The sequence below is a fragment of the Bacteroides fragilis NCTC 9343 genome, from assembly GCF_000025985.1.
GTDB lineage: Bacteria > Bacteroidota > Bacteroidia > Bacteroidales > Bacteroidaceae > Bacteroides > Bacteroides fragilis.
The window spans coordinates 2,573,416-2,589,818 of record NC_003228.3 but is presented as its reverse complement, the minus strand read 5'-3'; the positions used below and the strand labels follow the sequence as shown (position 1 = coordinate 2,589,818).

Annotated in this window: 11 protein-coding genes; 5 read left to right on the top strand and 6 right to left on the bottom strand. The window is 40.3% G+C overall.

The genetic code is table 11. From position 1 onward, the window contains the following. Positions 1 to 34: 34 nt before the first annotated feature. Genes BF9343_RS10410 through BF9343_RS10385 form a run of 6 tightly spaced genes read right to left on the bottom strand, consistent with a single transcriptional unit; the run spans position 35 to position 10,684 of the window. Positions 35 to 2,329 carry an ABC transporter permease gene (locus BF9343_RS10410; protein ID WP_010992909.1) on the bottom strand — a complete coding sequence of 765 codons (2,295 nt, stop codon included), beginning with the start codon at positions 2,327 to 2,329 and terminating at the stop codon, positions 35 to 37. A gap of 30 nt (positions 2,330 to 2,359) precedes the next feature. Then, on the bottom strand, positions 2,360 to 4,666 hold the full coding sequence (locus tag BF9343_RS10405; protein ID WP_010992908.1) for an ABC transporter permease: 2,307 nt from the start codon (positions 4,664 to 4,666) through the stop codon (positions 2,360 to 2,362). 16 nt (positions 4,667 to 4,682) lie between these two features. Beyond that, a complete protein-coding gene (locus tag BF9343_RS10400) occupies positions 4,683 to 5,357 on the bottom strand; it encodes an ABC transporter ATP-binding protein (protein ID WP_005794222.1) in 675 nt (224 codons plus the stop codon). 15 nt (positions 5,358 to 5,372) lie between these two features. Beyond that, on the bottom strand, positions 5,373 to 7,679 hold the full coding sequence (locus BF9343_RS10395) for an ABC transporter permease (RefSeq protein WP_008768704.1): 2,307 nt from the start codon (positions 7,677 to 7,679) through the stop codon (positions 5,373 to 5,375). Positions 7,680 to 7,695: 16 nt separating this feature from the next. Further along, positions 7,696 to 8,370, bottom strand: coding sequence for an ABC transporter ATP-binding protein (locus BF9343_RS10390; protein ID WP_008660099.1), 675 nt, complete (start codon positions 8,368 to 8,370; stop codon positions 7,696 to 7,698). A gap of 25 nt (positions 8,371 to 8,395) precedes the next feature. Next, entirely contained in the window at positions 8,396 to 10,684 is a 2,289-nt protein-coding gene (locus BF9343_RS10385) for an ABC transporter permease (protein ID WP_010992906.1), read from the bottom strand. Between the two features lie 254 nt (positions 10,685 to 10,938). Here BF9343_RS10385 and BF9343_RS10380 point away from each other — a divergent pair, with 254 nt between their 5' ends. The 5 genes from BF9343_RS10380 (at position 10,939) to BF9343_RS10360 (ending at position 15,993) form a co-directional block, all read left to right on the top strand. Next, the gene (locus tag BF9343_RS10380) at positions 10,939 to 11,748 is read left to right on the top strand and encodes a metallophosphoesterase family protein (protein ID WP_005817720.1); all 810 of its coding nucleotides are present in this window, start codon (positions 10,939 to 10,941) and stop codon (positions 11,746 to 11,748) included. Continuing rightward, on the top strand, positions 11,723 to 12,433 hold the full coding sequence (locus BF9343_RS10375) for a hypothetical protein (RefSeq protein WP_005787437.1): 711 nt from the start codon (positions 11,723 to 11,725) through the stop codon (positions 12,431 to 12,433). The genes BF9343_RS10380 and BF9343_RS10375 overlap by 26 nt, the downstream gene beginning before the upstream one ends. 137 nt (positions 12,434 to 12,570) lie before the next feature. Then, the gene (locus tag BF9343_RS10370) at positions 12,571 to 13,902 is read left to right on the top strand and encodes a sigma-54-dependent transcriptional regulator (protein WP_077687766.1); all 1,332 of its coding nucleotides are present in this window, start codon (positions 12,571 to 12,573) and stop codon (positions 13,900 to 13,902) included. Continuing rightward, a complete protein-coding gene (locus BF9343_RS10365) occupies positions 13,899 to 15,212 on the top strand; it encodes a sensor histidine kinase (RefSeq protein ID WP_010992903.1) in 1,314 nt (437 codons plus the stop codon). The genes BF9343_RS10370 and BF9343_RS10365 overlap by 4 nt, the downstream gene beginning before the upstream one ends. Positions 15,213 to 15,327: 115 nt before the next feature. Next, entirely contained in the window at positions 15,328 to 15,993 is a 666-nt protein-coding gene (locus BF9343_RS10360; protein WP_010992902.1) for a Crp/Fnr family transcriptional regulator, read from the top strand. Positions 15,994 to 16,403: the final 410 nt, after the last annotated feature.

The following is a 16,403-nucleotide window of genomic DNA, read 5'->3' as shown; positions in this document are numbered from 1 at the left end:
CGAAACCGAGCCTTTCTTTCATGGAATTGAAACATTACTCAGACTTGATGCTGTTCACCGGATTTTCATTAGCGATATGCCAGGATCTCCCTATAATGAAAACAAAGATAAAGACCAATAAACAAATAGCTGTCACTACATACCAACCTGCATAAACACAGATTGTATCTTCAAATTGACTTATCCACAACAGACTCATGTAGTAAGCTCCGTATGTACCGATGGCAACCGAGAGAATTGCAACCCAGAAGATATCTTTAGATAATAAAAAGAGAATAGATCTGGCTTCGGCACCATTTATTTTACGAATAGCTATCTCTTTGCTACGCCGACGGACTTCATCATTTATATAACCAATCAATCCCATCAGAGTGATAAACAGTATCGTTATAAAAGCCAAAAAAGTGGCGTCACGAAAAATTATTGTGGGGCGATAGTATCGTTCTAAATCCTGTTCTAAAGACCTAAACTCTATATCCTCTTGCGGATATATCTTTTTCATTTCATTATTCAGTCTATGCAAGTTCTCTGTAAAAGGTTCCTTGAGACGAACATGGACATTCCTCAAATTAGTACCATATTCAATTTCCAAAGGTTCATTATCAGCCGGAAGCACACCACAACAAAAAGGAGCAAGCACGCCAACCACCGTACCTCGATTAGGAACTATCTCGCCAACCCCACTACCCTTCCAGCCCATCTTCTCTACATATGGCTGATTAACCAGAAACTGCCTTTCACCTGTAAAATTACGCCCGGTCTTGATATGAAGTCCCAATAATGGAACAAAGTCTTTGTCGAATGCCGCACAACGAGGAGTGAAAAGAACTTTTCCACCTTCATCAGTTACCTCCCGATTCCCAAACCAGGTCATACTTCCACGAATAGAAGCTACCCCCTCCACATAAGGTAAAGATTTCAGGTTATTACGTGCGTTGTCAGGTTCAGCAAAATCATGCTTACAAGATGCAACACCCTTCGGCTGATATCCCATATCCCTATTTATAATGTAGTGACACTGAAGATATGCCACACACATCAATCCAAAGATAAAAGCCACCCCTGCAAATTCAATAAACAACAATATCCTTTTCCATCCCCTATTCTCTTTAATATAGGGATGGAAGACCTGAGTAACGGGAATCAAAGAAAATATTTTTCCGGGCAATATGCCTCCAATAACAAACAGAAAGGTAACTACCGATAATGGAGCCCATAAATTATGCCAGGTAAAAAGAGATGATAAGGATACCTCTGCCAATTCTTCGATCTTTTCCTGAAATTGGAATAGAAATATGATCATAAGCACCAAGGAAACACCGATAATCAAAGCCGTTTCATATATAAACATAGAAAATATAGCCTTATCGGATGCACCGTTACACTTATGAATTCCAATTCCTTTGGCACGCTGAGAAAGTGAGGAAACAAAAATAAGCACATAGTTCATGGTGGCCGCAAAAAGAATGGCGAATCCTAACAAAGATAATATGAGAATCGTCCTTTTCACATCTGAATGTTCCAGGTGAATAGTCCGCAAAGGAACCACAAACATATGTAAGTGCATATTCATGTCTGAGGGAATATGTTTTGCAATTACTTTATCAATGTCAGTATTAATAACATCAGCACTCCTTTCTCCATCTTTTAAACGAATAAAGGCATTGTAATTACCACCACTCGTCCAGCCAGGACGTCCCCAACCATATTTACTATGACTGGCAAAAGACAGGACTGCTTCGTGACGTTCCAACGATACATTATACGGAAGATCGGCAAATACTCCTTTTACCAAAGCTTCTACGGGAGTGCCCCAAACCATCATATGCAAAGTCTTTCCAATAGGATTTTCTTCACCGAATGCTTCTCGTGCAACCGACTGTGATAAAAAGAGCACATCAGGATTGGTCAAATCATTCGGATTACCACTAATGACCTCAATTCCCATAGTACGGAAATAAAGGGAGTCTGATAAAATAAAAGATTTATTCATCTTCCGATTACCTATTTTGAAAATAGCTTCAAAAGATATACTTGAGCAAACCGCACTTTCCACCTCCTTCGGAAACTCCTCAGCAACTGTCGATGCTATCGGTATTAATGTATATGATCCTGCATTTCCTTTGATCACTCCATCCTTAATCCATTCCGTCTTTACAATGTAAAGGTTGTCCACATCCTGAAAACAGTTATCATAGCTCAGTTCGAAAGCTACCCGAGAAAATAAAATGATAGATACCAATAATCCCAACGACAATGAGATCACCTTAATGACACAACTTCTACGATCGCGAATTAATGTCTGAATGGTATAATGGAATTGTTTCATTGTTTTGTCTTTTTACATATTAAATCATCACTATTCGTTCTTGATACTGTTCACCGGATTCTCATTAGCCACATTCCAGGACCTCCCGATGACACTTCCTATGATCAACAACAAGATAATTATGATCACGACAAGAAAATGTCCCCCATTGACTGATACCCGGTCAGAAAACTGTTCCAGCCATTTATTACTTACAATATATGCAAATACTATTCCGACCAGAACAGCACTTAGTGCCGTCCAGAAAATATTCCCGGAAACCAAACGAAGAATATCCGGCACTTCGGCACCGTTCACTTTACGAATGGCAATTTCTTTGCTACGACGTTGAATTTCATCATTTACAAAGCCGAACAGTCCCATCAAAGCAATCAACAGGATAGCAATAGAAGCTATAATCACGACATTACGGAAACGGCGGACCTCTTGATATTGCTTATCAATCTCCTGACGGGCAGAACGGAATACAATATCTACTGTCGGAAAAGCCTCTTTCATCAATGTGTTAATCTTAGCCAGGTTCTCACCAAAAGGTTCTTTCAAAATAATATTCCGTTTATTAAGCACATTCATCCATTCCAAATTACTCATCAGTGCTACAGGAGCCTGTGGCATGTACGCACTTTGTACAACATAGTCTTTCACAACTCCGACAATCGTACCAAAGTTATTTTTGCCATCTTCCAGATTCTTACCGATGGGACTATCCGTCCAACCAATTTGACGAACCATCTCTTCATTAATCAAGATCTCTTTATCTTGCTGGATATTCCTGCCTTTTATAATCTGAAGTCCCATAACCGGAACATAATGTTCATCAACAAATTCGATACGTCCCATAAATTCCTTCCCATGTGCATCTGTGTAAGGTTGACCCATGTAGCCACCATAAATAATCGTACTTGCATTACAAAACTCCTCAACTATGGGCAGTCCTCGGAGAATACCGTCCATTTTATCAATTTCTCTATATGGCGACCACCCAACTGCCAAATTATCGACCTTATATCCCATGTCACGGGTCATCACCTGATGATACTGTAAAAGAATAACCATCAACAGGCCTAAAATAAATGCAATTCCCGCAAACTGTATAAAAAGCAATGATCGCTTCCAGACAAAACGATGTGCAGTAAAACGATGGAAAACTTGTGTCACAGGAATAGCGGCAAACAACTTGCCCGGAAATAGTCCGATGACCAGAAATAAAACCAAAGAAACCAAAATCGGTACCCACAGAGTTTGCCATGTAAATAAAGCCTTTAATGAAGCTCCGGAAAGATCTTCTATCTCCAACTTAAAAGTGAATAACAGGACTGTCACGAACAATAAAGAAAGCAATATCAATAGTGCTGATTCATACAGAAACATACGATAGATATGCCCATCAGAAGCACCATTACACTTATGTATGCCAACAGACTTAGCTCGTTGAGCCAATGATGAAACAGAAATCAAGACATTATTCATGCCGGCAACCAACAAGATGGCAAATCCGAGTATTGAAAGAATCATAACTATTTTACGAGATTCCGGTTTTTGCAAATGATACTGTGAAGGAGTCATAAACGAATACTCCTCTGATTGACCCTTATAGTTGTGTATATACTTTTTCAGCATTTCAGGCATACGTACCTCCACTTTCTCTCTTTCATCGGGATGGCGGAAACGAACCATACAATGATAACTGGAATCATATCCCCAGCCACCACGTTCAGAACCATATTGCTTAGATCGGGTATCGAAGGAATAAACTCCGTCAAAATGAAATTCGGTATTTTCCGGAATATCCTCAAAAACTCCTTGCACAGTCAACGGATAATCAATTTCAATATTGATTGTTTTTCCGATCGGATTTGCGTCTGCAAACAAACGCCGGGCAAGTGAACGGGAGATAAAAATAACATCCACTCTGTCGAGTTGGGAAACATCTCCGAGTAAGACTTTAATACCTAAAGTAGAAAAAACGTGACTTTTAGAGGTTGCTAAGATTACATGTTCCATCTTCTTACCCTCATGATAGAGAGGACTCTGGCTAAAGAGATCAAGCACGGTCGCATCTTCTACTTCATCTGGGAAATTTTCGCGAATGGCCTCTGCTAACTTACCATAGTTATCGATATTCGGCTCTTTTTTTATCCCATCCGAAATACCCGTACGTAAAGTTATACACAAATTCTCCGGTTCCGAATAATAACTATCATAATTCAGCTCGAATGCAACGCGAGCAAACAGCAGAATTCCTACCAGCAATCCCAGTGTCAGTGAAATTACTTTAATTACATTACTTCCACGTCCCCGTAGTAATGTTTGAATGGTATAGTAGAGTTGTTTCATTATGTTTTTTTATTGGTTAAGCTTTCACACTGGCCACTATGCTACCATCGAACAGATGTATCGTACGATGTGCAAACGAAGCATCGTGCTGAGAGTGCGTAACCATAATTATCGTTGTACCTTCACGATTCAGCTCTGTCAACAGATTCATCACTTCTGCACCATTTTTAGAATCAAGATTTCCTGTAGGCTCATCGGCAAGAATCAGTTTTGGATTGGTAACCACAGCGCGGGCTATGGCCACACGTTGTTGCTGCCCACCCGAAAGCTGTTGGGGAAAGTGTTTGGCACGATGGCTAATATTCATCCGATGAAGAATATTGTCTACCATTCGGCGGCGTTCCGAAGCCTTGATATTTAAATAAGTAAGCGGAAGTTCCACATTTTCATAAACATTCAATTCATCTATCAGATTGAAACTTTGGAATACGAACCCCAACTTCCCTTTACGCACACGGGTACGTTCCTTTTCATGAAGATCGGCTACCTCCTGTCCTATGAGTTTATAAGAACCCTCCGTAGGATTATCGAGAAGTCCCAGGATATTGAGTAAAGTAGACTTTCCACAACCGGAAGGCCCCATAATGGCCACAAATTCACCTTCTTCTACATTCAGGCTTACATGATTTAACGCTACGGTTTCTACTTCTGAAGTACGAAACACTTTACTAATGTCATTAATTTCTATCATAATCATTATTTTTAATTACTCGTTCTTAATACTGTTTACCGGATTTTCGTTAGCAATGCGCCAAGATTTTCCGGTGACACTTCCTAAAATCAATAATAATATTAATAAGAGAAGCAAAAGAAAATGCCCTGCGTTGAGATTGATCTGATCGGTAAATTGTTCCACCCATTTATGTCCGACGACATAGGCTAAAGCGATTCCAACAAAGATAGCCGGTAAAGCAATCCAGAAAATATTATGATTCAAAAGATTAATAATATTTCCCGACTCAGCCCCATTCACCTTACGAATGGCAATTTCTTTACTGCGCCGTTGTACTTCATCATTCACAAATCCGAATAACCCCATCAATACGATTACTACAATCGAAACGGAAGCTACAATCACAATATTGCGGAAACGGCGTACTACCTGATACAGATTATCGACCTCCTGACGAGCAGAACGGAACTGAATATCCTCCGTAGGAAATGTTTCTTTCATCAAAGCCCTGATTCTAGAAAGATTCTCTTTAAATGGTTCTTTCAAAATCAGATTCCGTTTATTGGCTTCCCATCTCCTTTCCAAGCTATTCACCAATGCCACAGAGGCTTGTGGCTGATACGCACTTTGTGCTACATAATCTTTGACTACCCCAACCACAGTCCCCCATTCATAGTTATCTTCCATCAGTTTCCGTCCTATAGGCGAATCAGTCCAACCTACTTGCCGTAGCAATTCTTCATTTACCAATACTTCACCATCCTGATGAACGTTACGCCCTTGCAAAATCTGCAAACCTAAAATCGGGACGTAATGCTCATCTATAAAATCGATACACCCCATAAAACGTTTTCCGTTAATATCAGTAAAAGATTGTCTTGTATGACCATTATAGATAAATGAAGCACTATTACAAGATGCTTCAATAAAAGGCAATCCCCGGAGAATGCCATCTATTTTATCCATTGAATCAAATGGCCCCCACCCTATAACTAAATTATCTATTTTATAGCCCATACTTCGATTCATGACTTGATTGTACTGTAAAAGAATGATCATTAGCAATCCCAATATGAAAGCAACTCCTGTAAATTGTACAAACAACAACGGATATTTCCAGGAAGCACGATACCCGGTAAAACGATGGAAAACTTGTGTCACAGGGATGGAAGAGAAAAGCTTTCCCGGAAGCAAGCCAATCAGTAAAAATAAAAAAATGGTTACTAATGCAGGAACCCATAGGGTACGCCATGTAAACAGGGTTGCTAATGAGGCACCAGACAAGTCTTCTATTTCCGGTTTAAAATAGAGCAGAAGGACTATAACCCCCAAAAGAGAAACGAGAATCAATAATGCCGATTCCCATAAGAACATACGATATATATGTCCGGTTGAAGCTCCGCTGCATTTATGCACTCCTACTGATTTGGCCCGCTGTGGCAAAGAAGAAATAGAAATAAGTACATTATTCATCCCGGCAATCAGCAAAATAGCAAATCCGAGAATCGATAGAATACTGATAATTTTACGTGATTCCTTTTTCTGCAAATGAAACTGTGAAGGAGTTATAAACGAAAATTCTTCAAACCAGTCTTTATTATACTGTATATACTTCTTCATCATATCAGGCATACGTGCCGCCACTTTCTCTACATCTTCCGGATGGCGAAAACGAACCATACATGTATAGCTGATATCACCCCGCCATCCACCACGTTCATCTCTGAATCTATTAGCACGAGTCACAAATGAATAGACCCCATCAAACCGAAACTCGGCATTTTCCGGAATATCTTCGAAAACACCTCGAACAGTCAATGGATAATCAATATTAATCATTACTGTCTTTCCAATAGGATCGGCATCTGCAAAAAGACTTTGAGCAAGAGAACGGGATATAAACAGTGCATCCATATTATCCAATTCAGACACATTTCCGGAAAGTACTTTAACGCCCAAAGTGGAAAAAATATGGCTTCGGGAAGTAGCCAGTATTGCATCTTTCTTTTCCTGGCCTTCATGGTAAAGCGAACTGCGACTAAATAAGTCAATCAAAGTTGCATCTTCCACTTCATCAGGAAAATTTTCACGAATTGCTGCTGGAAGTTTTCCGTAATTACTACAAACAGGCTCTTTCTTTTCACCTTGCGAAACAACTGTACGTAAAGTTAGAAAAAGATTTTCCGGTTCTTGATAATAGCTATCATAGTTTAATTCAAATGCTACGCGGGAAAAAAGTAATATTCCGACGAATAATCCCAAAGTCAGTGAAACTATCTTGATCATATTGTTTCCCTGCCCTCGTAGCAATGTCTGAATAGTATAATAAAATTGTTTCATCATATCTGCCGTTAAGTTAAGCTTTCACACTGGCGACAATACTTCCATCAAAAAGATGCACTGTGCGATGAGCGAATGAAGCGTCATGCTGTGAGTGAGTCACCATAATTATAGTTGTTCCTTCATGGTTGAGTTCCGTCAGCAGATTCATTACTTCAGCACCGTTTTTAGAGTCGAGATTGCCCGTAGGTTCGTCGGCCAAGATCAGCTTCGGGTTAGTAACCACCGCCCGCGCAATAGCTACACGCTGTTGCTGACCACCCGAAAGCTGTTGGGGAAAATGTTTGGCACGATGACTGATATTCATCCGATGAAGTATATTATTTACCATCTGACGACGTTCTGAGGCTTTTATACCCAGATAAGTAAGCGGAAGCTCTACATTCTCATACACATTCAGTTCGTCTATCAGATTAAAACTTTGGAACACAAATCCTAATTTACCCTTACGAACACGGGTACGTTCCTTTTCATGAAGAATAGCTACTTCCTGTCCCATAAGTTTATAAGAACCTTCTGTAGGATTATCAAGAAGACCCAAAATATTGAGAAGTGTAGATTTACCACAACCGGAAGGTCCCATAATGGCTACAAATTCACCTTCTTCTACATTCAGACTAACATGATTCAACGCTACTGTTTCTACTTCTGAAGTGCGGAACACTTTACTAATGTCACTAATCTGTATCATAATCATTTCTATTTAATTCATTTGTTTATTCACTTTTAATACTCTTTACCGGATTCTCGTTGGCAATATGCCAAACCTTAATCACTGCACTCAAAAAAATCATAGCCAATACAACTATAGCTATCAGTACAAACCAATATACCTGTAAACTGATTCGTTCAGCGAACTGTCCGAGCCATTGTATGCCCACAAAGTATGCACCGGCAGTTCCAAACAACACCGCAGGCGAGGCAGTCCAAATAATATCTTTGGAAAGCAAGTTCAAAATATGAGATACTTCCGCCCCATTGACTTTACGTATAGCGATTTCTTTACTACGACGTTGTATTTCGTCAGAAATATACCCAATCAACCCCATCAGAGATATCAGCAAAATAACGACGAAAGCCAACATTACGGCATCACGAAAACGACGTACATTCTGATATTGATCCTCAATGCTATAAGACAGGGACTTAAAAACAATATCCTCTGTAGGATACATCTCTTCCATTGATTTATTAAGTGATCGCAAATTTTCCTCGTATGGTTGTTTGAGCCGGACATGATAGCAATTATTAATCTGCTGTTGACCGATGAATGCCACGGGATCTTGCTCTTCATAATAGCTGTTTACCGGGAAATTCTCCATGACTCCCACTATGGTGAAATTTTCATATTTCTTTCCGACAGCTCCATCAGTCCAACGCATTTGTCGTACAAACTCTTCGTTTACCAATGCCTGATCGGGACCATTGAGATTCCTTCCTTCTTTGATACGGATACCCATAAACGGAACATAGTTATATAAGCACGCATTCAAACGTGTAGTAAATAAAATAATCCCATTCTCATCGGTAACAGCCAAACCTCCATATCCCGAGATGATACTCGATTCACTATCTGAAACATCGCTGACCATAGGAAGTCGGCGAAGATTGTCTAATGCAGACTCCGAATCGGCAAAATTATGATATGTAAATGCGATTCCCTCCGGATTATAGCCTATCGGTTTCGTAGTGATCCGGTTATATTGAAGCAACACCACACATAAGATACCCAGCACAAAAGTAACTCCAGTAAACTGAAGAAAAAGTAAAGTACGCTTCCATCCCCCCTTTCTTTCGGTATAGTTCCGGAAGACATGGGTGACAGGAATAGAAGAAAACAAATGTCCCGGAATAATGCCGGCAACTATAAACAGAATCACGATAACACAAATAGGTACCCATAAAGTCTCCCAAGTGAAAAGAGCACCGATTGAAGCAGAAGCAAGATATTCAATATCCTCTCTGAAATTCAAAACCAATACACCCACCAGTATCAGCGATATCATTATAATGATACCCGTCTCCCAGAGAAACATCGAGAAAATATTCCTTTCACTGGCACCATTACATTTATGTACGCCTATTGCTTTGGCACGTCGGGCAAGTGAAGAGATAGAGATTAGCACATAATTCATGGCAGCGATAAAAAGAATCACCAATCCTAACAGTGACATAATCATCACCATCTTTTGTATGACAGGAGCGCTGGCATGAACTCCACGAATAGGTTGTAATGAATAGCGTATGGCAAATCCCTCTTCAGGTCTGAAAGGAAGATGTTTTTCGATTATAGGATCGATACGCGAGTTGACTTTATCCAGATCAGAGGCATTTTTCAATCGGATGTATCCTTGAAAACTATCTCCACATTCCCAACCCATACATTCCCAATGATGCTTTTCAATAGTAGAGAAAGAGATTACAACTTCGTGATATAAAGAACTGTTCTCCGGAATGTCTTCATAAACTCCTTTTATCGTCATGGGCAAAGTGCGATTATAAAGTAGCGTTTTCCCTATCGGACTTTCATCACCAAATATTCTACGAGCAAAACTCCGTGAAACAAACATGGTTTCAGGATTGACCAATTCACGTGGATCGCCGCTAATAATATCGATACCCATTGTCTTGAAGAAAAGTGAATCAGAAAGAATCATTTTCGGACACTGACGGACATTATTATAAAAAAGAGTGTTATCACCATACCGGATACGAACAACTGTAGATGATTCGATCTCGTCAGGAAAACCTTCGGCTATGGCACCCGGAACCGGAGCAAGAACGACCTGATGTGCCTCTCCTTTCTCTCCGCCAACGTAATAAACAGCATTAATCACACACAATCTATCAACTTCTTTATAATGACCATCAAAGCTCAACTCAAATGCAACCCTGGCAAATAACAGGATGCCGACCAAAAGCCCTAAAGTTAACGAAATTATTTTGGTCAGATTTATACCTCTTCCACGGAGAAGAGTTCGGAAAGTGTAGTACAATTGTCTCATATCAGCCCTGTTTGTATTTTAGAATTTTAATAAATATAAGGTGTCTCTTTCATGCAGATCACCTGAAATTCTTAATTGCACAAAGCGTGCCAAAAGAAGTAACAAACAATATAACAACGGATTACATAATTCATAGTGCGAGAATATTGTCTAATTATTAGACACAGTCGTCTATTAATTAGACAGCAACATTTTGTTTTTCATAAAGAAAACTTTATCTTTGCATCGAGTTTTCATGCACTAAAATAAAAATTATGAGACAAATAAAAGGAATTACCGCAATCTTTCTTTGTTGTCTGCTAGTTTCCGGATGTGACTTGATAGATTATCATCCATATGACGTCGACATAAAAGGAGAAAGAGACATTAATGCGAAAAATATTCAAAAGATCGAGGCCAAATGCCTGGGAAAGTCTACTATACGCTTTATCGCCATGGGTGACTCGCAACGCTGGTATGACGAAACCGTTGACTTTGTAAACGCTGTCAACAAAAGAGACGACATCGACTTTGTAGTTCATGGAGGCGACTTCAGTGACTTCGGACTTACCGATGAATTTCTTTGGCAAAGGGATATAATGAATAAACTAAAGGTTCCTTATGTAGGACTTATCGGAAACCATGATTGTTTGGGAACCGGAGAAGATGCATTCCGGCAAATATTCGGCGATACAAACTTTTCGTTCATAGCCGGAGGTGTGAAATTTGTATGCCTCAATACCAACGCAATGGAATATGATTATTCGGAACCGATCCCTGATTTTGACTATATTGAAAGACAACTCACAGAACGTGCCGACGAATTTAATAAAACCGTATTCTGTATGCATGCCCGTCCCCTTTGTGATCAGTTCAATAACAATGTGGCCAAAGTGTTTCAAATGTATGTTCGCCAATTTCCCGGTTTGCAATTTTGCACTGTAGCTCACGAACATCGGATCAGTGCGTCAGATGTGTTTGACGATGGCGTGATGTATTATGGAAGCAATTGTATGAAAAATCGCAGTTATTTAGTATTCACGATAAAACCTGATGGTTATGATTATGAAGTGGTTGAATTTTAATTCCATTATTGGCATGGCAGTACTATCGCTGCTGTTTTACACAGAAAACGTCGCTGCACAAACCGACAAAAACGATACCAAACAAAAGATAGATACCATCCAGACAACACAGTCGAAATACAGCAAATATGACAAACGTATTCACCGCTTTCGTAAAGGATGGAATTCACTTATACCTACACACAACAAAATACAATATGCGGGTAACATGGGAATGTTCTCGTTCGGAACCGGTTGGGATTACGGAAAAAGAGATCAGTGGGAAACGGATCTGTTCTTCGGCTTCATACCCAAACATGACTCCCATCGGGCTAAGATGACCATGACCTTAAAACAAAATTACATGCCTTGGAGCCTGGAGCTTGGGAAAGGATTTTCAACCGAACCTTTGGCATGTGGTATCTATTTTAATACTGTTTTCGGACACGAATTCTGGGTACACGAGCCTAGCCGTTATCCGGAAGGATACTACGGATTCTCGTCCAAGATACGCACACACATCTTTCTGGGACAACGGCTGACATACGATATAGATAGAGAACGCCGGTTCTTTGCAAAATCTGTGACTCTCTTTTATGAGCTGAGTACCTGTGACCTGTTATTGATCAGCCGCGTAACCAACAGTTACCTGCGGGCTCGGGATTATCTGAGTTTATCCTTCGGACTTAAATTCCAATGGCTTTAGTTGATACGGAAGTAAAATAGGTGCATAAAGACAAAGACACCTTATTTAAACTCTTTCGAAATTCATAAGAATAAGGAAATGTTGCTAACTTTGTTGCCGACAAATTATTATTCGTATTTAATATTCTATTGACCAAAATGGGAACTATCATCATTGTTGACGATAACAAAGGAGTGCTGACAGCCGTACAATTACTATTGAAAAATCATTTTTCGAAAGTCATTACCTTATCCTCTCCTGTCAGTCTGTCCACAGTGCTTAGAGAAGAAAACCCGGAAGTTGTCTTATTGGACATGAATTTCACTTCCGGAATCAATAATGGTAACGAAGGTCTGTTTTGGTTACATGAAATCAAACGGCAATACAGAGACCTTCCGGTAGTACTATTCACAGCTTATGCTGATATTGATCTTGCCGTACGGGGTATAAAAGAGGGAGCATCTGATTTTGTAGTGAAACCATGGGATAATCAAAAGCTGTTGGAAACTCTTTTAAATGCCGCTTCACAAGCAAAAGACGGAAAGAAAAAGAATCGCAAAAAGGAATCATCTCCGGTTTCTGCCATGTATTGGGGTGAAAGCAGTGCTATGCAGCAGCTCCACACGTTGATTGAGAAAGTAGCAACGACCAATGCGAATATACTGATAACAGGTGAAAACGGAACGGGAAAGGAAATGCTCGCACGTGAGATTCATGCTTTATCACCACGCTCTGCCGAGAGCATGATATCCGTTGATATGGGTGCTATCACCGAATCCTTGTTTGAGAGTGAACTGTTCGGACATGTGAAAGGTTCTTTTACTGACGCCCATGCCGACCGTACAGGTAAGTTTGAAGCAGCAGACCGAAGTTCCCTGTTTCTTGACGAAATAGGAAACCTTCCCTTTCATTTGCAGGCTAAGCTACTGACAGCCATTCAGCAGAGAAGCATAGTTCGTGTAGGTAGTAACCAATCTATCCCCGTAGACATTCGCCTAATCTGCGCAACTAACCGAAACTTGCAGGAGATGGTAGACAAAGGCTTATTCCGTGAAGATTTATTATACCGTATCAACACCATTCATGTAGAAATTCCTCCACTTCGCAAACGTAAAGAAGATATTGTTCCGCTAGCTGAGCGTTTTATAGCCCGCTTTTGCAAACAGTATGACAAAGCCTCTATCAGCCTGAGTCCGGCCGCTTGCGAGAAACTGACCGCACATGCCTGGTATGGCAATATCCGCGAATTGGAACATTCCATTGAGAAAGCAGTCATTATTAGCGATGGTGAAACCATCCCCGCTGAAATGTTCCAATTAGTGCAGAAAACGGAGAACCCGGAAACAGAGACCTCTACTCTTGAAGATATGGAGAAAGCCATGATTCGCAAGGCTCTCGACAAATGTGGAGGCAACCTTTCGGCTGTAGCCGCTCAATTAGGCATTACCCGCCAAACATTATATAATAAGATGAAAAAGTTTGGTTTATGAAAATCCATTTAAAGTTACTCACAGAGCGCTATTGGTTTCGTCTCGGACTAAGCCTCTGTTTCGCCATAACTGCGGCTCTGTCTTATGCCGACAGAGACTTCATTTGGATGGGATTGAGCCTCTGTTTGCTACTATTCAGCATTTGGTGGCAACTTTCACTTTACCGTATTCATACCAAACGAGTTCTTTTCATGATTGACGCCCTCGAGAACAATGACAGCGCCATTCACTTCCCAGAAGAGCAGATAATGCCTGAGACCCGAGAGGTCAACCGTGCACTCAACCGGGTCGGACGCATATTATATAATGTAAAGTCGGAAACGGTACAGCAAGAAAAGTATTACGAACTGATAATGGACTGTGTAAACACCGGTGTACTCGTTCTCAATGAAAATGGAGCGGTTTATCAAAAAAATAATGAAGCGCTTCGCCTGCTCGGATTAAATGTGTTTACCCATATCCGCCAACTGAACAAAGTGGATATACAGCTGATGAAGAAAATAGAATTCTGCCGTCCGGGAGATAAAATACAAACTATTTTCAACAATGAACGGGGTACAATCAATTTATCCATTCGTGTATCAGGCATCACTGTTCGTGAAGAACAATTGCGCATTCTCGCTTTTAACGACATCAACAGTGAATTGGATGAAAAAGAAATCGATTCGTGGATACGACTGACACGTGTATTGACTCATGAAATCATGAATTCGGTTACTCCCATCACCTCTCTTAGCGAAACACTACTATCGTTGGCCGATACCCGGGATGAAGAAATACGCCGGGGCTTACAAACAATCAGTACTACGGGAAAAGGCCTGCTCTCCTTCGTGGAATCCTACCGCCGTTTTACCCGTATCCCGACCCCGGAACCATCCTTATTTTATGTAAAAGCTTTTATTGACCGAATGGTAGAACTGGCACGCCATCAAAACAAATGTGACAACATAACGTTCCATATAGATATTGCTCCTGCTGATCTGATTGTGTATGCCGACGAAAATCTGATTTCGCAAGTAGTAATTAATCTATTGAAGAATGCCATACAAGCTATCGATACACAGGCCGATGGAAAGATTGAAATACAAGGACGATGTAATGCTGCTGAAGAAATATTGATTGAAATAAAAAATAATGGCCCTGCCATTCCTTCAGATATAGCAGATCATATATTCATTCCTTTTTTTACCACCAAAGAAGGAGGTAGTGGTATCGGATTGAGCATTTCACGTCAGATCATGCGCCTGTCAGGTGGAAGCATCACTCTGCTGCAAGGCAAAGAAACTAAATTTATTCTGAAATTTAAATAAGTACATAGATTCATAGTGTAATTACTTGCATCATTAACAATGTAATAGCAAGGATATCCGGCAAACAATAAGAAAAGATTTCTGTTATTAATAATATCATTTCAATCTTAAAATTATGACCTACCTCGCTACCAACCCCCTATTCCATGGAATCTCTCCAGAAACGCTTTCCCGTGATTTTGACGGAATCATATCTCACCTCCGCATGTTCCGTAAAGGAGACATTCTTGCCAGGCAAGGTGATGTATGCAATCGGCTGATGATATTACTGAAAGGCAGTGTCCGGGGAGAAATGATCGATTACTCGGGCAGATTGATTAAAGTGGAAGATATTATTGCTCCTCGTGCAATTGCCCCTCTTTTCTTATTTGGTGCAGACAATCGCTACCCGGTAGAAGTTACAGCAAACGAAGCTACCGAAGTTTTCGAAATTCCGAAAGAAAGCGTACTGAAATTATTTCGACGGAATGAGAAATTCTTAGAGAACTACATGAATCTTTCTGCCAATTATGCCCGAACACTTGCTGACAAACTGTTTTTTATGTCCTTTAAGACGATTCGGCAGAAACTTGCTTCCTATCTGCTACGGATGTTGAAACAACAAGGAGACAGTCCGATACAACTTGACCGCTCACAACAGGAACTGGCTGATTATTTCGGAGTATCTCGTCCCTCTCTGGCACGCGAGCTGGCTCATATGCAGGATGACGGTCTGATCAAAACGGACAGGAAATTAGTGCATATCTTGAGAAAAGAAGATATGATGCAACTGATACAATAAGTTTGAGCAAAATTTAAAGCCTGTTTAAGTATCAGACAGATGGAACGGTAACAGAGTGAGAATCGGACCTTTTTCGCTAAAGACATGGAGGAAAACAAAATGCTTTTATAGGCATAAACAGATAGAATAATAGATACATCACACTATATATCAAACCATTGCGCTTGATTTCTCTACCAAAATAGAAGGTGGAAGATGGAAGATCGAAATGCATTTTTGTAGGAAGAGTGTACAAAAGCTCCTCTTTGTATCAGTCACTCAAGCGTCCGGATCTTTGATACCTGTCTGTATCACCCGGACAGAAGGTCCGCTTATGGAGCAACGTTCGGTTGCCACATCCTCGTTATCGAAATAACGGTCTGAAATGATTCCGGAGGAAAATTAAAACAGTCTCTTAAACAAACTCTAAA